The following is a 23,285-nucleotide window of genomic DNA, read 5'->3' on the forward strand; positions in this document are numbered from 1 at the left end:
ACCTGCACATCAACCTAAACTGGATTCAGTTCCGGCCTCGCCCCGTGCTGATGTAACCCTCGATCCGTAGGGGTTGGTAGAACAATCGCTGCGATTCTAGTGTGCCATCACTTTTGGCCACAAGCCCACTAAGGAAATTGGTTAGCAGGGTCAAGCAGCAACACGCCCGAACTCACTCTTCATCAAAATAATCGCGATCCAGCGTCGGCAACCGCAACAAACGCGATGTCACGCCCACCTCATGATCCATCATCAGATGCACCAGTCGCGTCCCGTCTACCAGCACAATACCGTCCACCGATTTGGCGAAGTCGACGGCGTGCGCCGTAAAACCAGAGGTGGTAATGAACACACCGCGCTTGGCCTTTTGTCCTGCGAGCGCGCCATAGAACGCCTGTAACTCAGGTCGGCCAACCGTGTTCTGCCAACGCTTGGCCTGTACGTAAACCTTCTCCAACCCCAATTTATCGAGCGAGATAATGCCGTCGATGCCGGCATCACCGGAACCTCCGACACGTTGCAAGTCGTTGCGACTGGCGCCGTAACCCAAGCGATGAAGAACATCCAGCACGATTACTTCAAAACGGTTAGGGCTTACTTGCAGCAAGTTGTCCAAAAGGTCGGCCGCCGTGGCATCGCGTAATTCCTTAAGCGCTCGCTCCAGTCGGTCGTCGGGGCTCTCGGTGGCGGAGGCTAGATCGGGCTCCACATTTGGTTGGTCATCCAGTGGCTCGGCGTCAGGCGCGACTTTCAGCTTCACATTCATGTAGCCGATTGCTAAGTGCTCCACATCCGTGGTCGACAGTGGAAATGCATGCTCCTTGGCGTACTGCACGCCTGCGTCGGTCAACTTCCAATAACCGCGTTTGGCACTGCTGGAAAGACCTGCGCGCTTGAGTCGATCGTGTGCCCAGCCTGATCGGTTCTTGTAGGTAGCCTGACCACTGGCGATCAGTTCTTCGCGCTGAGCTTCACTCAGTTGCAGCATTTTTGCTGCTGATTCATGAGCGTCCCGAGCGATTGCACCCTCGGGTTTTGTGGCGAGAAAGCGAAGGATCGGCTCAATGAACTGATCGTAGGTTGGAACGGACATGGGCGCATCCCTGTGCTGAAAGTGTTTTCGTGCCGATCGGATGGCGATTGTAAATCAACGGTGGATATGGAGGGCTTCGCGACTAAAGCGTCTGCAGGTGAAAGCGTAAGTCGCTATGTCAGTTTCACCATCAATCCGCAAAAACACCGCAAAGCGCATTGCCTTGGTAACCATGAACGATCGGTCCCAACATCATGAATGGGCCGCAAGCGTAGAAAGGGGATGGGACTTTTTGCTGCGAGTCGAGCAGAACGGCTTCGTTTCCGAACTCGTCGTTGCCGAAGGACTGCTCGAAATACGATGTGCACACCGGTAGTTTCAATGGCACCGGAATGATCAGTGCCCAAACGGTGATCCCGCACCATTCCCGTGTAGGCGTCGACGTGACCGTTCTGCTGATTTGCGGTGTGATTGATCGATAGCTTTGCGCTTTGTAAGCGTCTGTCTTGACGGTTGTTTTTTCCGGGAGCGATACGATTGCTCCAACACATCCTGAAAGACAAAGGCACGAGGCGGCTGTCAGGCCAACTGATTTCATGTTTGAAGTGATGGTTTTGGGCATCAATGTTGAACGTCCTTGTGGGGTGACTTGAGCAATCTAAGTTGCCGTCGCTTCCAGCAGGCGGGGCTCTGTTATGCGATGAGTTGTGCAAGCACCATTACACAGCGCTCTGCCCGTAAACCGACCCCCGGCCGGTTTTTCAGCAGGCATTAAAAAGCCGGCTTGTGGCCGGCTTCTCGGGGACTGGCTTGGTTTATTTTTGGTAAACCGCGCCAGCCTTCAAAACGTACATCCGGATCTTGCGTCCGGCTGTGGGACTTGGTCAGACAGTGGTCTGCCGCGTCAGGCGTCATCCGGGCCGCTTGGCGGGCCGATGCGCGAATGTGGGGCGCAGGATACTGAGTTTTGTTGGGGATTCCCAGTGCGAAGTGCGGGATAGAGCGTTCTATCCATGAAAAATCCCGTATTTGTACCGACTATCCGGGCCGGTTGCCCCTCACGACAGAAGCTGGCTCAGAGAAACGGCACCACCGGCCGCCGCTTGCCCAGCGTCGACCACCAGAACACCCACCCCAATACATGAATCCTCTGCTCCTCGATCTGCGCCGCGCGGAAGATCTCGTCCGGGTATTCGGCGCTGTTGTGGCTGCGCAGGCGCAATGCGTTGCCGGGCATGCGGTGCAGGTATTTGATGCGCAGCATGCCGTCGTGTTCGATGGCGTAGATTTCGCCGTCCACCACCTGGGTGAGGCCGCGGTCGATGGCGAGGGTGGAGCCGTCTTCGATTTTCTCGGCCATGCTGTTGCCGATCATGTGGGTGCAGATGGCGTCGGTGTGGCGGATCTCCAGTGTTTCTAGGTGGCTGCGGGGCAGGCGGATGGTTTGTTCCGGGTCTTTGATGACATGGGTTTTGTCGGAGCCGGGGGCGACCGGGGTTTCTTTGTAGAGCGGCAATTCGATGTCGTTGGTTTCGAGCACCGTGTAGACGCCGCGAATGGCATGCGCATCGAGGATGTCGCCCGAGTCCGTATGCAGGTGCGGGGCGTCTTTCGGGCCTTCGCCGGTCTTCAGCCATTGGCTGTTGACGGACAACAGGCGCGCAACTTCTTCCATGCGGTACGCGGGTACGCCCCGGGTGTACCAGTTATGAACGTTTTGGGCTTCCGTGCCCCAGAACTTTGCGAATCCCGTGGTGGTGATGTTCGCAGCTTCCAGGAGTGCCTTGAATCTTGGACCGCTAGTGTTCTTTCTCATAAACACGAGTCTACGACCGGCCTAGAGCGGTTTGAATAAACCTTGCGTTCAAAATCAGGGCAAATTTTGCGACGGGATGTAAGACGTCCTTGTGGGAAATTACACACACCAAAACTTTTCTGTAGGTCGCTATAAACAGGCTGTTTAAGCACTTATCTGGCAGGCACAAAAAACCCCGGATCAACCGGGGTTTTCTTCAAGCGTGTCGCAGGTCGCGAGACTTAGCCTTTGTAGGCAGCAACCGACTTGGTGATCGCGGCGCGGGCAGCGTCAGCGCCGTCCCAGCCTTCGATTTTCACCCATTTGCCTTTTTCGAGATCTTTGTAGTTCGCGAAGAAGTGCTCGATCTGCTGGATCAGCAGGGCTGGCAGGTCGGTGTATTCCTTCACGTCCACGTACAGCTGGGACAGCTTGTCGTGTGGGACTGCGATGACTTTGGCATCGCCGCCGCCGTCGTCGGTCATGTTCAGGATGCCGACTGGACGCGCGCGGATCACCGAACCTGGAGCAACCGGGTAAGGGGTTACGACCAGCACGTCCAGGGGATCACCGTCGTCAGCCAGGGTGTTCGGGATGTAACCGTAGTTGGCCGGGTAGAACATCGGGGTGGCCATGAAACGGTCAACGAACAGGCAATCGCTGTCTTTGTCGATTTCGTATTTGATCGGCGCGTGGTTGGCCGGGATCTCGATCGCGACGTAGATGTCGTTCGGCAGGTCTTTGCCAGCCGGAATCTTGCTGTAGCTCATTGGGCGTTGCCCCCGTTAGTTGACCAAAAACACTTGGCCGGATTGACCAAAAAGTGGCGGCGATTATAGGCATATTCTGCCGTGGACGCCATGTACCGGAAGTCGTGCAGACCTTTACTCGTGAGCCTGATAGACCGGGTCGCTGGCCTGAAGTTGCTTCAGGCGCGCCAACGGATCCTGGCGGTAGAAAAGCCGCAGCTGCGCATACACCTGTGGATAAGCTTCGTGCAGCAGATCCGGAGCGCTGAAGAAGTACTCGCTGGTGACGGCGAAGAACTCGGCCGGGTTCTCGGCGGCATACGGGTCGATGGCGGTTTCGGCGTCGGGATGGCGGTCGAGCTGGCGATTGAGGTCGTCGTACGCCGCCTGCATCACCTCGGCCCAGTCGCTGACCCGCATGTCGGCATGCAGCGGTGGCAGGCCGTTGGCGTCACCGTTGAGCATGTCCAGCTTGTGCGCCAGTTCGTGGATCACCAGGTTGTAGCCTTCCCAGCCACCACTGGCCATCACGCCGGGCCAGGCGAGGATGATCGGCCCTTGTTGCCACGCTTCGCCGCTGTGTTCGCCGTCCCACTCATGCTCGACGCCGCTGGCATCGCGATGGCGCTGGGGGCTGAGGAAGTCGTCGGGGTAGAGGACGATTTCATGAAAACCCTGATACCAGTTCAGATCGCCGAGATGCAAAAGTGGCAGTTGCGCCTGGGCGGCGAGCAGCAGGCGTTGTTCCTGATGCAATTCGACACCGGGCAGGGCGGTCAGGTGTTTGTCTTCGAGGAACAGCACGCTGGTTTCGCGCAGCCACTGGTCTTCAGCGGCAGTGATGCCATCGAGAAAACTCAGGTGATGGCGCACCCGCTGCCACATATCGTCGGCAATCGGGTACTTCGCCAGAATGCGCCGGCGTCGCCAGGCGCTCAGCGACCACATCGGCTTAGTGCGATTGGGCTTTGGTGCCGCCGAAACGGCTGCGAACCACGCCGATGATCATCGGAATCAGCGACAGCAGAATGATGCCGACCACCAGCAGCGACAGGTTCTTCTTGATGAACGGCACGTTGCCGAAGAAGTAGCCCAGCGTCACCAGACCGCCGACCCACAGGACCGTACCGAACACGCTGAAACCGAAGAACCGCGGGTAAGGCATCTTCGCGACACCGGCGACGAACGGGGCAAAGGTACGGATGATCGGCAGGAAGCGCGCCAGGGTTACAGTCTTGCCACCGTGTTTGTCGTAAAAGTCGTGGGTCTGTTGCAGATAGTCGCGGCGGAAGATCTTCGAATTCGGATTGCTGAACAGTTTTTCACCGGCCGTTCGTCCGATCACGTAGTTGGTGCTGTCGCCGAGGATCGCCGCGAGCATCAGCAAGCCCGCCAGCAATACCGGATCCATACCGCCGCCCGCAGCCACTGCGCCGGCGATGAACAGCAGGGAATCACCCGGCAGGAATGGCATCACCACCAGACCGGTCTCGCAGAAGATCACCAGAAACAGGATGGCGTAGATCCAAGGCCCGTAATTATTCACCAGCAGGTCGAGGTAAACATCGAGATGCAGGATAAGGTCGAGCGGGTTGAAATCCATGGAGGCACCTGTGGTGATGGCCTGACTCGGCAGACCTGTGCGGATGACTTCGTGTAAGCCTACAAGCGGGTGTAGTTTTTCTTACAAGCCGGAAAGATCGGGATTATACGGGCAGAGGGGTGAAAAGCGCGTTGGTTTTGTAGCGGGGGATGTCGGTGTGAATAAATGTCGGGTTGGCATTCATTTTGGGGAGGGAGTCTGCTCCCTCCCCGCAGGGCACCCCGCGATCAGAGTTCTTCGCTGATCGGCAGCACGTAGTTCTTGAACTCGGTGTCTTCCTTGAACCCGATGGATTCGTAGGTTTTCTGCGCCACTTCATTGTCGGCGCTGGTGGAGACGCGCATGCGCACGGCCTGGGTTTCCTTGGCCATTTTCTTCGCGGTGCGGATCAGGTTGTCGGCTACCAGCTGGCGGCGGGCGTCTTCGGCGACGTAGATGTCGTTGAGGATCCACACGCGCTTGAGCGACAGGGAGGAAAAACTCGGGTAGAGCTGGCAGAAGCCCATGAGCTTCTTGTCGTCGTCATCGGCCAGGGCCAGGTAGATCACCGATTCCTTGCGTCGCAGGCGCTTTTCGAGAAAGGCCCGGGACGAGTCCGGGTAGGGCAGGGAGCCGTAGAACTCGCGGTACTTAACGAACAACGGGGTCAGCAAATCCAGGTGTTCGAGGGTCGCTTGGATAATCCGCATGGTAGGTCTCGTCCTTCAAGTGGCTGTCTTCACGTGGGGCTGACGGCAACGGGAAACCTTGGGCGGCCGTGCGTCGATCCTGCCTCAAACCGGCGCAGAAAGGCAATGCGGAAACGGTTCAGGCTGGGGGCGGATCGAGTAGGAAATTACTCTTCATGTCTGCACCGGCTTCCGATTCCAGCGTCCGAACCTGCGCTTCGTCCTTCAGATTGACGCCCGACAGCTGTCGCCGACAGGCTTCGCGCATCAGGTACAGCAAGCGATGCGCCGCCATGCCGTAACTGAGCCCTTCCAGCCGCACATTGGAGATGCAGTTGCGGTAAGCATCCGTGAGGCCGACCTTTGGATTGTAGGTGAAATATAAACCCAGGCTGTCCGGCGAACTGAGGCCCGGACGCTCTCCAATCAGCATCACGACCATTTTCGCGCCCAGCAACTGGCCAATTTCATCGCCAATCGCCACCCGGCCCTGTTCCACCAGTACCACCGGCGCGGTCGACCATTCGTCGGCGCTCATCTGTTCCTCCAGGCGGGTGAGAAACGGCAGGGTATGCCGATGCACCGCCAGCGCCGACAGACCATCCGCCACCACAATCACCAGATCCACACCGCCCGGATGCGCCTGGGCGTATTCGCGCAGGGTCTGGGCCGATTGATCGCTCAATTTGCGCCCCAGGTCCGGGCGTTGCAGGTAGCTGTTGCGATCCACCGCCGCGCTGTGCAGCAGCAGGCTGTCGCGCTGGCGCTCGGTCAGTTGGGCGCTGAGCCCGGCGTGATCGAACGGCAAATGCACCGCGTCCCGAGCCTGGGCGTGGGCGAACTGGAAATCCAGCTGTGCACGGGTCGGCAGGCTGGTGCCGGTGCGGCCGAGGGCAATGCGCGCCGGGGTCAGACGACGCAGCTCCAGCCACGGGTTTTGCGGATCGACGGGCGGTTTTTCCATCTGACTCATCCCAGTTGCGCCAAGGCCTGGCGGAAGGCCGGCGGCAGGTTGTTGCCAAAGCGGACCTTGCCGTCCGCCTGGGTGAAGATGCCCATGTTCGCCAGCCACTGTTCGAATTCCGGCGCCGGTTTCAGGCCAAGTGTCTGGCGCGCATAGAGCGCGTCGTGGAACGAGGTGGTCTGGTAGTTGAGCATGATGTCGTCGGAGCCGGGGATGCCCATGATGAAGTTGATCCCGGCCACGCCGAGCAGGGTCAGCAGGGTGTCCATGTCATCCTGGTCGGCTTCGGCGTGGTTGGTGTAGCAGATGTCGCAGCCCATCGGCACGCCGAGCAGCTTGCCGCAGAAGTGGTCTTCGAGGCCCGCGCGGATGATCTGTTTGCCGTTGTACAGGTATTCCGGGCCGATGAATCCTACGACGGTGTTCACCAGAAACGGCTTGAAATGGCGCGCCACGGCGTAGGCCCTTGTCTCGCAGGTCTGTTGATCGACGCCGTGGTGGGCATTGGCCGACAGGGCGCTGCCCTGGCCGGTTTCGAAATACATCAGGTTCTGCCCGAGCGTGCCGCGATTGAGGCTCAGACCCGCTTCATAACCTTCCTGCAAGATGTTCAGGTTGATGCCGAAACTGGCGTTGGCCGCTTCGGTGCCGGCAATCGACTGGAACACCAGATCCAGCGGCACACCACGGTTGACCGCTTCTATAGAGGTGGTGACGTGGGTCAGCACGCAGGCCTGGGTCGGAATGTCGTAGCGCTGGATGATCGCGTCGAGCATTTCCAGCATTGCGCAGATCGAGGCGATGCTGTCGGTGGCCGGGTTGATGCCGATCATGGCGTCGCCGTTGCCGTACAGCAGACCGTCGAGAATGCTCGCCGCGATGCCGGAAGGTTCGTCGGTCGGGTGATTGGGTTGCAGCCTTGTGGATAACCGCCCACGCAGGCCGAGGGTGCCGCGAAATTGGGTGACGACGCGGATCTTCTGCGCCACCAGCACCAGATCCTGCACGCGCATGATCTTCGACACGGCAGCGACCATTTCCGGTGTCAGGCCGGGGGCGAGGGCGCGCAGGCTCTGCTCATCGGCCGCTTCGCTCAGAAGCCAGTCGCGAAAGCCGCCAACCGTGAGATGGCTGACGACTGCGAAGGCCTGTTTGTCATGGCTGTCGATGATCAGTCGGGTGACTTCATCGGATTCGTAGGGGATCAGCGCTTCCTGCAAAAAATGCGTGAGCGGGATGTCGGCCAGCGCCATTTGCGCGGCCACCCGTTCGCCATCGTTGAGCGCGGCGACGCCCGCCAGGAAGTCCCCGGAACGTGCAGGGCTGGCCTTGGCCATCACTTCCTTGAGGCTGTCGAAGCGATAGGTCTGGGCGCCGACGGTATGGGCAAATGCAGCCATGGGGCGCGTTCCTCCTGAATGAATGCTTTTAGTGCGGGCACCGAGCCCGAGGCCCGATGCCGGTGCAGCTCAGTTAGCGTTTAGATACCTTCGAGCATAGCGTCTGCCGGTGCTTCGGAGCGTTGCTTGGCGGTCAACTGGAAGTACAGGTAGCCGGCGGCCATGAAACCCAGGAACACACAGCCGATCAGCGTGTTGAACCAGGCCATCGCCACCAGGCACACCACCGCCAGGAACAGCGCGATGGCCGGCACCACCGGATAGCCCGGTGCGCGGAAGGTGCGCTCCAGATTCGGCTCGGTTTTGCGCAGTTTGAACAGGCTGAGCATGCTGATGATGTACATCACGATGGCGCCGAACACCGACATGGTGATCATCGCCGCCGTCAGGGTCATGCCTTGCAGGTTGACCAGACCGTCGCTGTAGATCGCCGCGATGCCGATCACGCCGCCGGCCAGAATCGCCCGGTGCGGGGTCTGGAAACGCGAGAGTTTGGCCAGGCCTTTCGGCAGATAACCGGCCCGGGCCAGGGCGAAGAACTGCCGCGAGTAGCCGAGGATGATCCCGTGGAAACTCGCTACCAGCCCGAACAGGCCGATCCACACCAGCATGTGCATCCAGGTCGAGTTGTTGCCGACCACCGCTTTCATCGCCTGCGGCAGCGGGTCGTTGATGTTCGACAGTTGACGCCAGTCACCGACGCCGCCGGCCATCACCATTACGCCGATGGCCAGGAATACCAGGGTCAGGATGCCGCTGACATAGGCCCGTGGAATCGTGCGTTTCGGGTCCTTGGCCTCCTCGGCCGCCATGGCCGCGCCTTCGATGGCGAGGAAGAACCAGATCGCGAAGGGAATCGCCGCGAAAATGCCCGGAATCGAGCCCATCGTGAACTCATTGGCACCCGACCAGCCGTTCAGCACGAAGTTGCTGAAGCTGAAGCCCGGTGCGACCACGCCCATGAACACCAGCAATTCGGCGACGGCGAGCACGGTCACTACCAGCTCGAAGGTCGCGGCGATGCTGACGCCAAGGATGTTCAGGGCCATGAACACGAAATACGCGCCGACTGCCGCGAGTTTCGGATCGAGCCCCGGATATTGCACATTCAGATAGGCGCCGATGGCCATGGCGATGGCCGGCGGGGCGAACACAAATTCGATCAGGGTGGCGATGCCGGCGATCAATCCGCCTTTCTCGCCGAACGCCCGACGGCTGTAGGCAAACGGCCCGCCCGCGTGGGGGATCGCGGTGGTCAGTTCGGTGAAACTGAAGATGAAGCAGGTGTACATGGTCGCGACCATCAGGGCCGTGACCAGGAAACCCAAGGTTCCTGCGGTGCCCCAGCCATAACTCCAGCCGAAGTATTCGCCGGAAATCACCAGGCCGACGGCAATGCCCCAAAGGTGCAGGGTGCCGAGTGTGGGTTTGAGCTGTGTGGTGGAAGTCATAAGTCCTCTCTGTCTTTTTTATTGTTCGATCTGTTGGACTTTCGGGTGCAGCGGTTGAGTGAGTGGATGCTGTTCACGCAGCGGCAGTGTTCACGCAAATCCTGAATGACGGGTACGCAAGGCCCGTGCCAGAGCGGCCAGGCCAGGAAGTGTCATCGGGATTAAAAGGGCGACACCGATATTTCGGTGCCGCCCTTGGTTTTTAGAAGAAGCCCAGCGGATTGATGTCGTAGCTCACCAGCAGGTTTTTGGTCTGCTGGTAGTGGTCGAGCATCATCTTGTGGGTTTCACGGCCGACGCCGGACTTCTTGTACCCGCCGAACGCGGCGTGCGCCGGGTACAGGTGGTAGCAGTTGGTCCACACACGACCGGCCTTGATGGCGCGGCCCATGCGATAGGCGCGGTTGATGTCGCGGGTCCAGAGGCCGGCGCCCAGGCCGAACTCGGTATCGTTGGCGATCGCCAGGGCTTCGGCTTCGTCCTTGAACGTGGTGATGCTCACCACCGGGCCGAAGATTTCTTCCTGGAACACACGCATTTTGTTGGTGCCCTTGAGCAGGGTCGGCTGGATGTAGTAACCGGAAGCCAGGTTGCCTTCGAGTTTTTCCACCTTGCCGCCGGTCAGCAGCTCGGCACCTTCGCCCTTGGCGATTTCCAGGTACGAAAGGATCTTGTCGAATTGCTGCTCGGATGCCTGGGCGCCAACCATGGTGTCGGTATCGAGTGGGTCGCCACGTTTGATCTGGCTGACTTTCTTCATCACCGCTTCCATGAACTGCGGATAGATCGACTCCTGAACCAGTGCACGGGACGGGCAGGTGCAGACTTCGCCCTGGTTGAAGAACGCCAGCACCAGGCCTTCGGCGGCTTTTTCGATGAAGCTTGGCTCGGCCTGCATGATGTCTTCGAAGAAGATGTTCGGCGACTTGCCGCCCAGCTCAACGGTGGACGGAATGATGTTTTCGGCAGCGCATTTCATGATGTGCGAGCCGACCGGGGTCGAGCCGGTGAAGGCGATCTTGGCGATGCGTTTGCTGGTGGCCAGGGCTTCGCCGGCTTCTTTGCCGAACCCTTGCACCACGTTGAGCACGCCCGGCGGCAGCAGGTCGCCGATCAGTTCCAGCAGCACGCTGATGCCCAGCGGGGTTTGCTCGGCAGGCTTGAGCACCACGCAGTTGCCGGCGGCCAGGGCCGGGGCGAGTTTCCATGCGGCCATCAGGATCGGGAAGTTCCACGGGATGATCTGGCCGACCACGCCCAGCGGTTCATGGATGTGATAGGCGACGGTGTTGCCATCGATCTCGGCGGCGCTGCCTTCCTGGGCGCGCAGGCACCCGGCGAAATAGCGGAAGTGGTCGGCAGCCAGCGGGATGTCGGCGTTGAGGGTTTCGCGGATGGCTTTGCCGTTGTCCCAGGTTTCGGTGATCGCCAGGGTTTCGAGGTTCTGTTCGATGCGGTCGGCGATTTTCAGCAGGATCAGCGAGCGGGCCTGGGCGGAAGTGGAACCCCAGGCATCGGCAGCGGCGTGGGCGGCGTCCAGGGCTTTTTCGATGTCTTCGGCCGTGGAGCGCGGGAATTCGGCAATCGGTTGGCCATTTACTGGCGAGGTGTTGGTGAAGTACTGACCTTTGACAGGCGCGACGAACTCGCCGCCGATGTAGTTACCGTACTTGCTCTTGAACGAGACTTTGGCGCCTTCAGTACCGGGGTGAGCGTAACGCATGATGATGTTCTCCTTGGCTTTGTACTTATTAGAGAAACGCGCATGAGCGCTTGCTATAAGCGTAGAGCAAAGGTCGGGCCACTGCCGTGCAGGTCAGGCAAATCAAGGCTTTGCGAGATTTGTGTCGGACAAGTGGCAAGCGTCTGTGGCGGTATCGGTACAGCCTGGGTGACAGTTTGTACCGCTTCTGGCACAACCCGTGACCGGGCGGTCTTGCCAGCATTGCAAAGACCGGTTGGCTGGAGGATGCTGGTCACCACTTCACGCATGGGCCGATGAGCCTCGGGGAGAATAATAAGAAATGCACGACAACCATTTGAGTCGCCATGCCCAACAGGTTCTCACCGTCACCCAGGGCAAGCCGCACCTGCATGGCCCCGGTGCCGACCCCTCGATTGCCCGCTCGTGGCTGCGTTGTCTTGAGGACTATCACCTCGACCCGGCCCTGACCATGGCGCCGACCGTGCTCGAACACGGTCGAATCCTGGAAAGCCGCGAACGCTTGCAACAGGTGTTGCAGATCGCCGGCAATGAAATGAGCAGCCTGCATCAACAACTCTCCGGCGCCGGCCACGCGGTGCTGCTGACCGACGCGCGCGGGGTGATCCTCAACTGCGTCACCGCTCCCGCCGAACGCAAGATTTTCGAACGCGCCGGCCTGTGGCTGGGTTCCGACTGGAGCGAGGCCTGCGAAGGCACCAACGGCATCGGCACCTGCCTGGTGGAACGTCAGGCCCTGACGATTCATCAAGACGAACACTTTCGCGGTCGTCACACCGGCCTGACCTGCTCGGCGAGCCCGGTGTTCGACCCGCACGGCGAGCTGCTGGCGGTGCTCGATGTTTCCTCGGCTCGGCATGACGTCTCGCGCCAGAGCCAGTTCCACACCATGGCGCTGGTCAATCTGTCGGCGAAGATGATCGAGAGCTGCTACTTCCTGCGCTGCTTCGATAACCAATGGTTGTTGCGTTTCCACCTTCAGGCTGAGTCCGTCGGGCTGTTTAGCGAAGGGTTGCTGGCGTTTGACGGGGAAGGGCGGATCAGTGCGGTCAATCAGAGTGCATTGAACCTGCTCGGGCACATCCGTGGCGGCTTGCTCGGTAAACCGGTGGAGGCGTTTTTCGATTGTTCGCTGGATGAGTTGCTCGGGCGCGCCAGTGCCAATGCCAGCGCCAGTTGGCCGCTGCGTACTCGCGATGGGCGGCATCTGTTTGCGGTGCTGCGCGGCGAAACCCGTCGGCCGCTGCCAGCAGTACCGGTTCCGGCGCCTTTGGAAGCGCCGCGTCTTGCGGGCATTTGCCTTGGTGATGCGGCGTTGCAGTCGGATTTCCGCAAGTCGCTGCGGGTGTTCGAGCGTGACGTGCCGCTGCTGATCAACGGCGAAACCGGTTCTGGCAAGGAAGCATTCGCCAAGGCTGTGCATAACGCCAGTCAGCGCGCCGGCAAAGCGTTCGTCGCCCTCAACTGCGCGGCAATTCCCGAAAGCCTGATCGAGAGCGAACTGTTCGGTTATCGCGGCGGCAGCTTCACCGGCGCGCGCAAGGACGGCATGCGCGGCAAGCTGCAGCAGGCCGATGGCGGCACGTTGTTCCTCGATGAAATCGGCGACATGCCGCTGGCTCTGCAGACTCGCCTGTTGCGGGTGCTGGAAGACCGGCAGGTGGTGCCGATCGGCGGCGAGCCGGAAGCGGTCAACGTGCGAATCATCAGCGCCACCCACCGCAATTTGCTGGAGCGGGTCGGTGATGGCAGTTTCCGGGAAGACCTTTACTACCGGCTCAACGGGCTGGAAGTGGCGCTGCCGCCGTTGCGCGAGCGCAGTGACAAGTCGCAGCTGCTGGATTTCCTGCTGGCCGAAGAGGCGGGCGGGGAAACGATCCTGATCGACGAACCGGCGCGCCAGGCTTTGCTCGGGTTCAACTGGCCGGGCAATGTGCGGCAGATGCGCAATGTGCTGCGCACGCTGGCGGCGTTGTGCGATGAGGGGCGGATCGGGCTGGATGATCTGCCGGCGATGTTTCGGCATGTGCAGCCGCTGTTGGTGAAAGCCGATGAAACTGCATCCGAACATCCGCTGGAAGATGCCGAGCGGCTGGCCTTGCTCAGTGCGCTGGAACACACGCGCTGGCATATGACCCATACGGCGCAGCAACTGGGCGTCAGTCGCAATACGCTCTATAGAAAGTTGCGCAAGCACGGGATTGAGCGGCGTGTCAGTTAAAAGCCCCTCACCCTAGCCCTCTCCCAAAGGGAGAGGGAACTGACCGCGGTGTCTTTTGGCATACATCGACCTGAGCGACCGAGTCGATTATGGATTCGGGCTGGAGTTCACCGTGATGTGTCAGGTCGGCGTACCTCGAGAGAACACGACGGTCGGTTCCCTCTCCCTTGGGAGAGGGCTAGGGTGAGGGGTGCGATCTCAAGTCGGACACAAATCCAGACCTCCACCCTCAATCACCTAAAGAGTGCCATTTCCCCCTCCCTGCGCTAACCTGCGGCCATGTTTTACGAGGTCGACTATGCACATTCATATTCTGGGTATCTGCGGGACTTTCATGGGCTCGATGGCGGTTCTGGCCAAAGAGCTGGGCCATCACGTCACTGGCTCCGATGCCAACGTCTATCCGCCGATGAGCACCCAGCTCGAAGCCCAGGGCATTCAGCTGACCCAGGGTTACGACCCGGCGCAGCTTGATCCGGCACCTGATCTGGTGGTGATCGGCAACGCCATGTCCCGCGGCAATCCGGCAGTGGAATATGTGCTGAACAAAGGCTTGCCGTACGTGTCCGGCCCGCAATGGCTGGCCGACCATGTGCTGCAAGGTCGCTGGGTGCTGGCGGTTGCCGGTACGCACGGCAAGACCACCACCAGCAGCATGCTCGCCTGGGTACTGGAACACGCCGGCATGAGCCCGGGCTTCCTGATCGGCGGAGTGCCGCAGAATTTCTCGGTGTCGGCACGTCTGGGTGGTACGCCGTTCTTCGTGATCGAGGCTGACGAATACGACAGCGCGTTCTTCGACAAGCGCTCGAAGTTTGTCCACTACCGTCCGCGCACCGCGATCCTCAACAACCTTGAGTTCGATCATGCCGACATCTTCCCTGATCTGCCGGCCATCGAACGGCAGTTCCACCACTTGGTGCGGACCATTCCGAGCGAAGGCCTGGTGATCCACCCGACCACTGAACCCGCCTTGCAACGTGTGATCGAGATGGGCTGCTGGACCCCGGTGCAAACCACTGGTGCCGGCGGTCAGTGGCAGGTCAAGTTGCTGAAGGACGACGGCTCGGCGTTTGAAGTGATGTTCGAAGGCGTGTCCCAAGGCGTGGTCGAGTGGGAGTTGACCGGTCAGCACAACGTTGCCAACGCCTTGGCCACTCTGGCTGCCGCGCGCCATGTCGGCGTTGTTCCGTCGATGGGCATTGGCGGGCTGAGCGCATTCAAGAGCGTCAAGCGCCGTATGGAGAAAGTCGCGGAAGTGCGCGGCATCACCATCTACGATGACTTCGCCCACCACCCGACCGCGATTGCCACCACCCTTGATGGCCTGCGCAAACGTATCGGCGATGAGCCGCTGATCGCGATCATCGAGCCGCGCTCCAACTCGATGAAGCTCGGCGCCCACCGTGACGGTCTGCCGGACAGCGTGGTCGATGCCGATCAAGTGATCTGGTACGCCCCGGCCAACCTCGGTTGGGATCTGGCAGGCACCGCCGCGTTGTGCACCGTGCCGTCAATCGTCAGCGATTCGCTGGAAGGCATCATCGAACGCGTGAAGAGCCAGGCCCAGCCCGGCACCCACGTGGTGATCATGAGCAACGGCGGTTTCGGCGGCCTGCACGGCAAACTTGCCGAGGCGCTGAAATGAACACGCGTCTGGCGAGCAATGGCCCGGAACGCATCACGCTGGCGATGACTGGCGCGTCCGGCGCCCAGTACGGCTTGCGCCTGCTGGATTGTCTGGTGCGCGAGGATCGCGAGGTGCATTTCCTGATCTCCAAGGCCGCGCAACTGGTTATGGCCACCGAGACCGACGTGTCGCTGCCGGCCAAGCCACAAATGATGCAGGCGTTCCTCACCGAATACACTGGCGCGTCCGCCGGGCAGATCCGTGTGTACGGCAAGGAAGACTGGATGTCGCCGGTGGCCTCGGGCTCCGGCGCTCCGGCGGCGATGGTGGTGGTGCCGTGCTCGACCGGCACCTTGTCGGCCATTGCCACCGGCGCCTGCAACAACCTGATCGAACGGGCGGCGGACGTCACCTTGAAGGAGCGTCGCCAGTTGATTCTGGTGCCGCGCGAAGCGCCGTATTCGAGCATTCACCTGGAGCACATGCTCAAGTTGTCGAACATGGGCGTGACCATCCTGCCGGCCTCGCCGGGCTTCTATCACCAGCCGCAGACCATCGATGACCTGATCGATTTCGTGGTGGCGCGGATTCTCAATCTGCTGGGCATTCCCCAGGACATGCTGCCGCGTTGGGGCGAACACCATCTGAGCAGCGATGAATAAGCTGCTGGCGATCCTGCTGATCTTGCAACTGACCGGCTGCGCCACCGTGCGCACGCTCGATGCTGCCAAGCCCGGCGCGCCGGTGGTGTATTCCGGCACGCGGCTGGATCTGTATGCGATGAATGGCGGATGTTGCGCGATGGATCGATTCGGCGCCGAGGCACCGAGCTATCCCGGTGTGGATCTGCCGGCCAGCGCATTGCTCGATACGCTGCTGTTGCCGTTGTCGTTGCTGACGGTCATCGGTGTAGGGTTTCAGGCGACTGGCGGGCTATGAAAATCAATGGCACGACCCCGCAGGGGCGTGCCATTGAAGCTCCCTATAACGTGATCGTTTCGGGCGGAAAGACGATGTCGTCGGAGAATATGTCCTGTCCCGCCGGCAATTCGATAACGCGCTTGCCGGCGTTCGCCACTTCATCGATCAACCCGTCATATTCGTCCCGGTTCAATTCTCCTGCCCGCGTGCGGGACTCGATGGCGTCGGCAGGGTTTTGATCCGATCCCGTGGCGTGCTTCAACGCCTGCAAATGGATATCTTCCACTGTCGCCGCGCGGGTCATGCCCGAGTTGACCAGCCAGACGCGCCTCGACGTGAAGCCGATCGACGACATCGATACATGGCCTTCCATCTTCATGCTCGGGAACCACGTTTTGCCATCCGCAGGGCTTCGTTCGAGCCGCGTCGGGTTGTAGACGCGATTGTCCTGCCCAGCAACGACTTCCACATTGCGGGTATCGAGCAGGTAGCAAAACCGGATGCGTTGAGCGGGGGGCGTCGAAGTGCCGCTGGTTGTCTGGTGCGCCTCTATGCCTGTCACTCCTCTGGTTTCATTCGCAAAGTCCATGGCGCTCTTCAGGCTGAACATTGCACTGACGGGTGTCTCGCTCGTGGTGCCCACAGCCGATACCACGCGTGGGACCATGGCCCCGGGCCGGGCTATTTCGAAAGGTGTCCGGTCATCCACTTTGAACACGGCAGGAATGTCGGTTCTGTACAGATAATTGTGCGTATTGCGCTTGAAGCCGCTGAGCCGCAACAGCTCCTGAAAGAAGGGTTCGGTCAGACTCGCCTTCAGCAGGCTGGTGCCTTCTCCCTGATTTCTCAGCTGGATGATTTCAGCATCGATTTCCGGCAGAAACGGTTCGAAGAGTTTTTCGTTGGTTACCAGCCGGGTGCGATCCTGATAGGTCTTGACCCATCCAGGCATTTCATCATTGATCAGGTTCTTGAACTGCCCTGTCGGCGACAGCTCCTTGCACAGTCGTATTAGTTGCTGGACGGAAAGATTGTAGGGCTGGAACCGGGCGAGGATTTGCTCTCGTGTTTTAAGCGGAGAATCAGGGTTGGTCCACAGCCGCAGGTAGTCGAACAGTTGTTCACGCTGGGAGGGGTATTCCCGTTGTTTGACCCAGGCAGGCGGTTTCTGATGGCGCGCAACCTCCCGACGAAAGCGCACGATGTCGGGTCCTTCGATCCGATAGAGGTTCCAGATGTCGATGTCCCGCCAGAAGGGGCGCAGAACATTCTCTTTGTAGATCGGATAATCGGTGGCTTTGACGACAATCAGGCTGGCGCCTTCACGAAACGCCAGTTGGGTGAGAGGTCCATGATTGTCATTCAAGCCAGGCTTGCGTTGCATTTCGACATAACCATGGAAATTCGACTTGTCGAGATCCCAGGTGTAGTGGCGCTGATCACCGTAGGCAAGCGTGGCGTCCGCTGTCCCGGACGTGTCGGGTGTTGATGTGCGTGGAGAGGGCGAGCCGGGTGTTGGCGGGCTTGGCAATGGCGTTTGTGGGCCAGATGGGCTGCGGTGCAAGGTGACGGACTGGAGGTGTTCTGCCCATTGGGCGGGCGTGCGGTGCTGATGGTTCAGGAGGCTGTTGAACAGGTCGCGATCCATGTCCATGCCAGACCAGCGGTACAGCTCGTCAAACAGGTAGGCGTTTTCCATCCGTTGTGTCCGAACGGTAGCCCATAGAGGTTTCTTCCCGGTGCTGTGCGCTTCGCTGCGGAAACGGGTGATTTCTGCGCCCTGTATCCCGTAGAGATCCCAGATATCGCGGTCTGTCCAGGCTGTTAACAGTTCGGCTGGCTGATCGATTCGCGAAGCGGAAGGCTCGACACTGACAAACGAGCCGCTTTCGTCCATGAATGCATGATGCAGCGGCGGTCCCACCTCTTCGGTCCGGCGCATTTTTCGGTGCAGGACCACATAGCCATGGTGATTGTTGGCCTTCTCGTTCCATACGTAATGTTGGGTATCGACGTAAATCGGTGCAGTGTTCGGCTGCGTCCTGGCCGGTCCCGGCAGGTGGGGCTGTGCTGCGTTATCGTCGGTATTGTCTGCCTCCCGGTGTACCGTGGACTCGAGGGCCTGACTGATAACCCGCGGCTCAGCGACCCGCCAGGTATTGCTTTCGGTGTCGAATTGCAGGACGGGGCCCGAGGGCTGCGCTTCCTGTGGGCGCATCGCTCGGTAGGTTCCTAGGCCTTCGTCCCAGGCCACCATGACCGTCGTGGTCGTGGTGTATTGCACCTCGGCATAAATGCGTCCCCTGTGAACCCGCAACCCTTCGGTGTTGACGGCGGGTAATCGCGTTCGCAGTTGCGCCGGTAACTCGTAGTGACGGATCGATCCGCTCGCGTGTGGGTCGCTGGATGAGCTTCCTTGAGTGTCTCCAGCCGGGTGGGTCAGATCCTGAATCTGTATCGCGGGCAATGTGTCACTTGAAGAAAGGGGGGCAGGCGCCTCCGTGGGGCGGCTGGCGCTGTCTGTTTCCGGGGATCGAATCAAACCCGGGAAATCATGACGCTGGGTCGGCGATGTTTCCGGAGTCGACCTGTCGAGGGTGGGTGGCGTTTTGCTGGTGCCTTTCGACGTTTTTGTTTGCGGTGCCATCAAGGAGTCCTTTCATTGATTGCCTGACGTGCTGTGGTGTCATCCCATGGCGGAATGGCCGTAGACGCAGGTGTGCTGGAGGGCACGTTATCCATGAAAGGGAAGGGGCACGTGGTAGATAGCTACGACATGCGGGTTGATTCGATTCACTTTATTTCGAATGTCGGCCAGTTCACGCAAGATCCTCGGGCTTCATTGGAAATGGTTACCCGGGATCCGCGTTGAACCGCTGTGGCGAGTGAGCTTACTTGCCGAGTTTTCTCAGTTCGTCCGACTCGACAATCCGCACACCATCCTGCTCCTCCAGCGCCAGACGCCACATGGCGCGGGCCAGTTGGCAGGCTTCGATGCCACGGTATTTGCCGGGGATCAATTTAGAGAATGGCGCGGCGAGCTGTTCGCCCAGACGGGGCTCGCTGCGTTCGCCGAGCAACAGCGATGGCCGGCAGATGGTCAATTGCGGCCAGTCCTGCGCGCGCAATGCGTATTCCATTTCGCCTTTTACCCGGTTGTAGAACACCGAGGACCGGCGATCGGCCCCCAGGGCGCTGATCACGATCAGGTGCCGTGCTCCCATCTCCCGGGCGCGCTTGGCGAACGCCACCACCATGTCCAGATCCACGGCGCGAAACGCCTCTTCGGAGCCGGCCTGTTTGATCGTGGTGCCGAGACAGCAATAGGCGATGTCGACCCGACCGGCCAGTTGCGGCAGGAAGGTCTGTGGATCGCCGACCGGGTTTTCCAGATGCGGATGTTCAGCCAGCGGCCGGCGTGAGGGGGCAAGGACGCGGCTGATCGTCGGCTCGTTGAGCAGGCGGTCGAGCAGATGTTCACCGGTCAGTCCGGTGGCTCCTGCAAGCAAGACATGCTGAGGCGTCAAGTACATAGTGTCTCTCCCTTGATACTGTTCAGCTTAGTTGCTCTTTATCGCTCCGTCGTTCAACGCAGCACTTTGCAATGCTTTTCTCGCTTGCTGTTTACGCAGCAGTTGCCAGTGCGCCAGCACGGTTTTCGGCGCCCAGATCTGCGGTTCAGAGGCTTCGAAGTTGTCCGCCAGTTCCCGTTCGGCGACGGTGGCCTTGGCCAGTTTGAAGGCTTGCTCCAGGTCGTCGGTCTGGTTCAGCGCCTGGGCAAACAGGGCATCGCCGAAGTAGGTGAAGTTGGCCTCCTCGGAGCAACCGAACGACACGCGATCGGCGCGCGAGGCGGTCATGATCAGCGTGCGCTCGTCCTTCAGCGCCGGAATGAAGCCGCCGGAATAGCACGAAGAGATGACGATGATCTTGTCGCGATTCTTCAGCGGTGCGAGCACGGCGGCGAGTTCGTCGGCGGGCAGGTCGGCCAGTTCCATGCGCGGCTGGTCGAGCACCAGTTCGTGTTCGGCGGTGCCGTGGCTGGTCAGGTAGATGAACACCAGGTCTTCCGGGCCGCTGCGTTCGGCCAGGGTCAGGGCTGCGCGGCGCAGGTTCTCGCGGGTGGCCATCGGCCGGTCGCCGAGGTGGTCGCGATGGTTGACCAGGCGAATCTGGCCAAACGCGCCGAAACGGCTGGTGAGCATGTTGGCCACGTAATCGGATTCGCGCAGGAACACGCTCTGCTTGCCGTCGCCGCCGAGGGTCAGGGTGTACAGCTCCACTGCCGGGGTCGAGGCCGGCACATTGGCCAGCGCTTCATCGAGCAGGCGACCCTGGGCCAGCAGGCCGAGTTCTAGGGTGTCCGGCAGCAACTTGCCGTCGGCATCGCGTACCCGCTGGCCGTTGATCCAGGTGCCGCTGAGCACGCTGCCATCGGTGAGCACCAGGGTGCCGCGTCCGGAATAACTGTCGCTGTCGAATCCACCGACGTAGAAGCTGCCATCGGACAGGTTCAGGCGACCCTGACCGCTGAAGCGCCAATCATTGAAGTAACCGATGTAGTGGCTGCCGTCGGCGCCGATCAGTTCGCCCTTGCCGGTCAGCGCGCCTTCCTTGAACTGCCCGAGCCAGACATCGCCATCGGCGTTTTCGTAGCGACCCTTGCCGTGCAGTTGATTGTTCTTGAAGCCGCCGACGTAGATGTCGCCGTCGGCACTGTTGAAGGTGCCGTTGCCTTCGAGCTGGCCGTTGACGAAGTGGCCGGTGAACTGATTGCCGCTGGCATCGCCGCGCTGGCCTTCGCCGTTGGGTTTGCCGTGGGCGAACTGGCCCTGATAGGAACTGCCGTCATCCAGCTCGAGGCGACCGAGCCCGGAATACTGGTCGGCCTTGAATTCGCCGCGATAGGTCATCGCGTTTTCTTTAAGGGTGCCTTCGCCGTCACGTCGGCCCAGCTTGAAACCGCCGGTGTAGCTGCCGGCCGTGGTGGTCAGCGTGCCCTGGCCGTCGAACAGCCCTTGCTGGAAGTTGCCGCGATAGACCTCGCCATTGCTGCCGTGCCATTCGCCCTGACCATGCCATTGCCCCTTGTCGAACGCCCCGGCGTACCAGCTGCCGTTGGGGTAGTCGACCCGGCCCTGGCCTTGCAGCAAACCATCGACCAGTTCACCGCGATAGCGGCCGCCGTCGGGCAGGCGTGCATCCGGCGGCAACAGCGATTCGCCGTCGCCACACGCGGCCAGCAACAGGGTCAAGGCAAGGGGAGCAAGAGGAGCGAATGAGCGCATAGCGGGATCCGGGCAATTAGGCGACCGAGTATGCCGCAGCTATGTGACCTAATACAGCCGGCGGGGAGGAGCGGATGCGAAACAGCGTGAGCCGCTTCGCATCCAGGCGCTTAAACGAAGCAGAGCGACAGCGGTTCGGCGATGTAGGCCGGTTTGTCCGAGCCTTCGATCTCCAGGGTGGCGGTGGCCTTGAGCAGCCACTGGCCAGGTTTTTTCTCGGTCACTTCACCGAGGTCGACCTTGAGCCGGACCTTGGAGTTGACCTTGACCGGCTGGATGAAACGCACGCTGTCCAGGCCGTAGTTGACCACCATCTTCACGCCTTGCGGCAGGATCAGGATGTCTTCCATCAGTTTGGGGATCAGCGACAACGACAGGAAACCGTGTGCAATGGTGCTGCCAAATGGCGTTTGCGCGGCTTTGATCGGGTCGACATGGATGAACTGGTAATCCCCGGTGGCTTCTGCGAACAGGTTGATACGCTCCTGATCGATGGTGAGCCATTCGGAACGTCCGAGTTCCTTGCCGACATAATCTTTGAGCTCTGCAACTGGAACATAGGGCATTGAGACTCTCCTTGGGTTCATCGGTTTTATAGTTTTTCAGGTGGGGGATTTGACCGCCCTGCGAACCACTGTAGATCATCATGGCGATTTGCTCAGGTCAACCGACCATGCTTTTGGCGAATGCCGATCCATAGCGCAGGCGTGCTTATAATGCGGGCGACTTGCGAGGCGAAAAGTAAGACGGAGATGACGGATGTTGCTACGCGGCCTGACCATGCTGGTGCTGTTTCAATTGCTCGGCACGGCCCTCAATCATTTGCTGTTGCCGGTGCTGCCGGGGCCGATCATCGGCCTTTTGCTGTTGCTGGTATTCCTGATCGTACGCGGTGAAGTCGGCGAGCCGCTGAACCTCGCCGCCGGCAGCCTGCTGCGTTATCTGCCATTGCTGCTGGTGCCGCCGGCGGTGGGCGTGATGGTGTATGCCACGGCGATTGCCGCGGATTTCTGGGCCATTGTCGGTGCGCTGGTGGTCTCGCTGATTCTGTCGATGGCCTTCGCCGGCGTGCTGATGCAACGGCTGGTCAAGCGCCACGCGCCGCATTCGGAGGAGTCCTGATGCTGTTCGACTGGCAAGGTGCCTGGGCTTCGGTGATTCACCATCCCCTGTTCGGCATCGGCATCACCCTCGGTGCCTATCAACTGGTGCTGGCGGCGTTCGAGAAAACCCGCTGGATCTTTCTGCAACCGGTGCTGGTCTCGATGCTGTTGGTGATCGGCGTGCTGGTCGGCTGCGGCCTGACCTACGCCGAGTACCGCAAGAGCACCGAGATCCTCAGTATTCTGCTGGGCCCGGCGACCGTTGCGCTGGCAGTGCCGCTGTATCTGAATCTGCGACGCATCCGGCAATTGTTCTGGCCGATTTTTACTACGCTGGTGATAGGCGGCGTGGTCGCCACGGGCATGGGCGTGGCGCTGGGCTGGTGGTTCGGTGCCGATCACATGATCCTGATGACCATGGCGCCCAAGTCGGTGACCTCACCGATCGCCATGCTGGTGGCCGAACAGATCGGCGGTGTCGCGGCACTGGCGGCGGTTTTCGTGTTGATCACCGGGGTGATCGGCGCGATCTTCGGGCCGGCGCTGCTGACCCGTCTCGGTGTGCACAGCCCGGAGGCGCGCGGCATGGCGCTGGGCATGACGGCACATGCGGTCGGCACCTCGGTGGCGTTGCAGGAAAGCGATGAGTGCGGCGCCTTCGCGGCGCTGGCGATGAGTCTGATGGGCGTGGCCACGGCGGTGTTCCTGCCGTTGGCGGTGTCGATGGTGGTGTAAG

The 23,285-nt window shown here is 60.5% G+C and carries 21 protein-coding genes; 6 read left to right on the forward strand and 15 right to left on the reverse strand.

Annotated features, from left to right (window positions below; translation table 11 throughout):
* Positions 1–172 precede the first annotated feature (172 nt).
* The 11 genes from AC07XZ_RS07085 to exaC all read right to left on the reverse strand — a co-directional run bounded on the left by AC07XZ_RS07085 (position 173) and on the right by exaC (position 11,386).
* Positions 173–1,093, reverse strand: a complete 921-nt coding sequence (locus AC07XZ_RS07085; RefSeq protein WP_085747633.1) for a restriction endonuclease — start codon at positions 1,091–1,093, stop codon at positions 173–175.
* A 130-nt stretch (positions 1,094–1,223) separates the two neighbouring features.
* Positions 1,224–1,655 (reverse strand): hypothetical protein, encoded by a 432-nt coding sequence (locus AC07XZ_RS07090; RefSeq protein ID WP_080770657.1) that lies wholly within the window; start codon positions 1,653–1,655, stop codon positions 1,224–1,226.
* A gap of 453 nt (positions 1,656–2,108) precedes the next feature.
* Entirely contained in the window at positions 2,109–2,849 is a 741-nt protein-coding gene (locus AC07XZ_RS07095; RefSeq protein WP_085747634.1) for a S24 family peptidase, read from the reverse strand.
* Positions 2,850–3,070: 221 nt separating this feature from the next.
* Entirely contained in the window at positions 3,071–3,598 is a 528-nt protein-coding gene (ppa, locus tag AC07XZ_RS07100) for an inorganic diphosphatase (RefSeq protein ID WP_007933577.1), read from the reverse strand.
* A 114-nt stretch (positions 3,599–3,712) separates the two neighbouring features.
* Positions 3,713–4,525 carry a M90 family metallopeptidase gene (locus AC07XZ_RS07105; RefSeq protein ID WP_085747635.1) on the reverse strand — a complete coding sequence of 271 codons (813 nt, stop codon included), beginning with the start codon at positions 4,523–4,525 and terminating at the stop codon, positions 3,713–3,715.
* A 4-nt stretch (positions 4,526–4,529) separates the two neighbouring features.
* On the reverse strand, positions 4,530–5,180 hold the full coding sequence (locus AC07XZ_RS07110; RefSeq protein ID WP_011336118.1) for a DedA family protein: 651 nt from the start codon (positions 5,178–5,180) through the stop codon (positions 4,530–4,532).
* 227 nt (positions 5,181–5,407) lie between these two features.
* Entirely contained in the window at positions 5,408–5,869 is a 462-nt protein-coding gene (locus AC07XZ_RS07115; protein WP_074691599.1) for a GNAT family N-acetyltransferase, read from the reverse strand.
* Between the two features lie 118 nt (positions 5,870–5,987).
* Positions 5,988–6,821: an ethanolamine ammonia-lyase subunit EutC gene (eutC, locus tag AC07XZ_RS07120; protein ID WP_371921023.1), complete on the reverse strand. Its 834-nt coding sequence runs from the start codon at positions 6,819–6,821 to the stop codon at positions 5,988–5,990.
* Complete coding sequence (locus AC07XZ_RS07125) at positions 6,818–8,212, reverse strand: ethanolamine ammonia-lyase subunit EutB (RefSeq protein WP_102686377.1); 1,395 nt, start codon at positions 8,210–8,212, stop codon at positions 6,818–6,820. The genes eutC and AC07XZ_RS07125 overlap by 4 nt, the downstream gene beginning before the upstream one ends.
* A gap of 80 nt (positions 8,213–8,292) precedes the next feature.
* Entirely contained in the window at positions 8,293–9,663 is a 1,371-nt protein-coding gene (gene eat, locus AC07XZ_RS07130; protein ID WP_102686376.1) for an ethanolamine permease, read from the reverse strand.
* A gap of 202 nt (positions 9,664–9,865) precedes the next feature.
* Positions 9,866–11,386, reverse strand: coding sequence for an acetaldehyde dehydrogenase ExaC (gene exaC / locus AC07XZ_RS07135; RefSeq protein WP_007958625.1), 1,521 nt, complete (start codon positions 11,384–11,386; stop codon positions 9,866–9,868).
* Between the two features lie 301 nt (positions 11,387–11,687).
* Between exaC and AC07XZ_RS07140 the strand changes: the two genes are divergently transcribed.
* From AC07XZ_RS07140 to AC07XZ_RS07155, 4 genes are all read left to right on the forward strand, one after another.
* Complete coding sequence (locus AC07XZ_RS07140) at positions 11,688–13,607, forward strand: sigma-54-dependent Fis family transcriptional regulator (protein WP_102686375.1); 1,920 nt, start codon at positions 11,688–11,690, stop codon at positions 13,605–13,607.
* Positions 13,608–13,905: 298 nt separating this feature from the next.
* A complete protein-coding gene (mpl, locus tag AC07XZ_RS07145) occupies positions 13,906–15,255 on the forward strand; it encodes a UDP-N-acetylmuramate:L-alanyl-gamma-D-glutamyl-meso-diaminopimelate ligase (protein WP_102686374.1) in 1,350 nt (449 codons plus the stop codon).
* Complete coding sequence (ubiX, locus tag AC07XZ_RS07150) at positions 15,252–15,899, forward strand: flavin prenyltransferase UbiX (protein ID WP_007958630.1); 648 nt, start codon at positions 15,252–15,254, stop codon at positions 15,897–15,899. The genes mpl and ubiX overlap by 4 nt, the downstream gene beginning before the upstream one ends.
* Positions 15,892–16,176, forward strand: a complete 285-nt coding sequence (locus tag AC07XZ_RS07155) for a YceK/YidQ family lipoprotein (protein WP_102686373.1) — start codon at positions 15,892–15,894, stop codon at positions 16,174–16,176. Before ubiX ends, AC07XZ_RS07155 begins: the two co-directional genes overlap by 8 nt.
* A 43-nt stretch (positions 16,177–16,219) precedes the next feature.
* Here AC07XZ_RS07155 and AC07XZ_RS07160 read toward each other — a convergent pair whose 3' ends face one another.
* From AC07XZ_RS07160 to AC07XZ_RS07175, 4 genes are all read right to left on the reverse strand, one after another.
* Positions 16,220–18,805: a hypothetical protein gene (locus AC07XZ_RS07160; protein WP_146024012.1), complete on the reverse strand. Its 2,586-nt coding sequence runs from the start codon at positions 18,803–18,805 to the stop codon at positions 16,220–16,222.
* Between the two features lie 244 nt (positions 18,806–19,049).
* The gene (locus AC07XZ_RS07165) at positions 19,050–19,691 is read right to left on the reverse strand and encodes an oxidoreductase (RefSeq protein ID WP_007958634.1); all 642 of its coding nucleotides are present in this window, start codon (positions 19,689–19,691) and stop codon (positions 19,050–19,052) included.
* Between the two features lie 27 nt (positions 19,692–19,718).
* Positions 19,719–21,446 carry a C13 family peptidase gene (locus tag AC07XZ_RS07170; protein ID WP_102686371.1) on the reverse strand — a complete coding sequence of 576 codons (1,728 nt, stop codon included), beginning with the start codon at positions 21,444–21,446 and terminating at the stop codon, positions 19,719–19,721.
* A gap of 110 nt (positions 21,447–21,556) precedes the next feature.
* Positions 21,557–22,012: a MaoC family dehydratase gene (locus AC07XZ_RS07175; protein WP_085747645.1), complete on the reverse strand. Its 456-nt coding sequence runs from the start codon at positions 22,010–22,012 to the stop codon at positions 21,557–21,559.
* A 193-nt stretch (positions 22,013–22,205) separates the two neighbouring features.
* On the opposite strand from AC07XZ_RS07175, the gene AC07XZ_RS07180 reads away from it, so the two are divergent.
* On the forward strand, positions 22,206–22,568 hold the full coding sequence (locus AC07XZ_RS07180) for a CidA/LrgA family protein (protein ID WP_007958636.1): 363 nt from the start codon (positions 22,206–22,208) through the stop codon (positions 22,566–22,568).
* Positions 22,568–23,284: an LrgB family protein gene (locus tag AC07XZ_RS07185; protein ID WP_007958637.1), complete on the forward strand. Its 717-nt coding sequence runs from the start codon at positions 22,568–22,570 to the stop codon at positions 23,282–23,284. The genes AC07XZ_RS07180 and AC07XZ_RS07185 overlap by 1 nt, the downstream gene beginning before the upstream one ends.
* Position 23,285: the final 1 nt, after the last annotated feature.

The organism is Pseudomonas sp. GW458-11-26-14-LB4 (genome assembly GCF_059423925.1).

Coding starts and splice junctions, on each gene's coding strand:
- AC07XZ_RS07085 (WP_085747633.1), bottom strand. CDS start 1,093: ATGTCCGTTCCAACCTACGATCAGTTCATTGAGCCGATCCTTCGCTTT.
- AC07XZ_RS07090 (WP_080770657.1), bottom strand. CDS start 1,655: ATGCCCAAAACCATCACTTCAAACATGAAATCAGTTGGCCTGACAGCC.
- AC07XZ_RS07095 (WP_085747634.1), bottom strand. CDS start 2,849: ATGAGAAAGAACACTAGCGGTCCAAGATTCAAGGCACTCCTGGAAGCT.
- ppa (WP_007933577.1), bottom strand. CDS start 3,598: ATGAGCTACAGCAAGATTCCGGCTGGCAAAGACCTGCCGAACGACATC.
- AC07XZ_RS07105 (WP_085747635.1), bottom strand. CDS start 4,525: ATGTGGTCGCTGAGCGCCTGGCGACGCCGGCGCATTCTGGCGAAGTAC.
- AC07XZ_RS07110 (WP_011336118.1), bottom strand. CDS start 5,180: ATGGATTTCAACCCGCTCGACCTTATCCTGCATCTCGATGTTTACCTC.
- AC07XZ_RS07115 (WP_074691599.1), bottom strand. CDS start 5,869: ATGCGGATTATCCAAGCGACCCTCGAACACCTGGATTTGCTGACCCCG.
- eutC (WP_371921023.1), bottom strand. CDS start 6,821: ATGAGTCAGATGGAAAAACCGCCCGTCGATCCGCAAAACCCGTGGCTG.
- AC07XZ_RS07125 (WP_102686377.1), bottom strand. CDS start 8,212: ATGGCTGCATTTGCCCATACCGTCGGCGCCCAGACCTATCGCTTCGAC.
- eat (WP_102686376.1), bottom strand. CDS start 9,663: ATGACTTCCACCACACAGCTCAAACCCACACTCGGCACCCTGCACCTT.
- exaC (WP_007958625.1), bottom strand. CDS start 11,386: ATGCGTTACGCTCACCCCGGTACTGAAGGCGCCAAAGTCTCGTTCAAG.
- AC07XZ_RS07140 (WP_102686375.1), top strand. CDS start 11,688: ATGCACGACAACCATTTGAGTCGCCATGCCCAACAGGTTCTCACCGTC.
- mpl (WP_102686374.1), top strand. CDS start 13,906: ATGCACATTCATATTCTGGGTATCTGCGGGACTTTCATGGGCTCGATG.
- ubiX (WP_007958630.1), top strand. CDS start 15,252: ATGAACACGCGTCTGGCGAGCAATGGCCCGGAACGCATCACGCTGGCG.
- AC07XZ_RS07155 (WP_102686373.1), top strand. CDS start 15,892: ATGAATAAGCTGCTGGCGATCCTGCTGATCTTGCAACTGACCGGCTGC.
- AC07XZ_RS07160 (WP_146024012.1), bottom strand. CDS start 18,805: ATGGCACCGCAAACAAAAACGTCGAAAGGCACCAGCAAAACGCCACCC.
- AC07XZ_RS07165 (WP_007958634.1), bottom strand. CDS start 19,691: ATGTACTTGACGCCTCAGCATGTCTTGCTTGCAGGAGCCACCGGACTG.
- AC07XZ_RS07170 (WP_102686371.1), bottom strand. CDS start 21,446: ATGCGCTCATTCGCTCCTCTTGCTCCCCTTGCCTTGACCCTGTTGCTG.
- AC07XZ_RS07175 (WP_085747645.1), bottom strand. CDS start 22,012: ATGCCCTATGTTCCAGTTGCAGAGCTCAAAGATTATGTCGGCAAGGAA.
- AC07XZ_RS07180 (WP_007958636.1), top strand. CDS start 22,206: ATGTTGCTACGCGGCCTGACCATGCTGGTGCTGTTTCAATTGCTCGGC.
- AC07XZ_RS07185 (WP_007958637.1), top strand. CDS start 22,568: ATGCTGTTCGACTGGCAAGGTGCCTGGGCTTCGGTGATTCACCATCCC.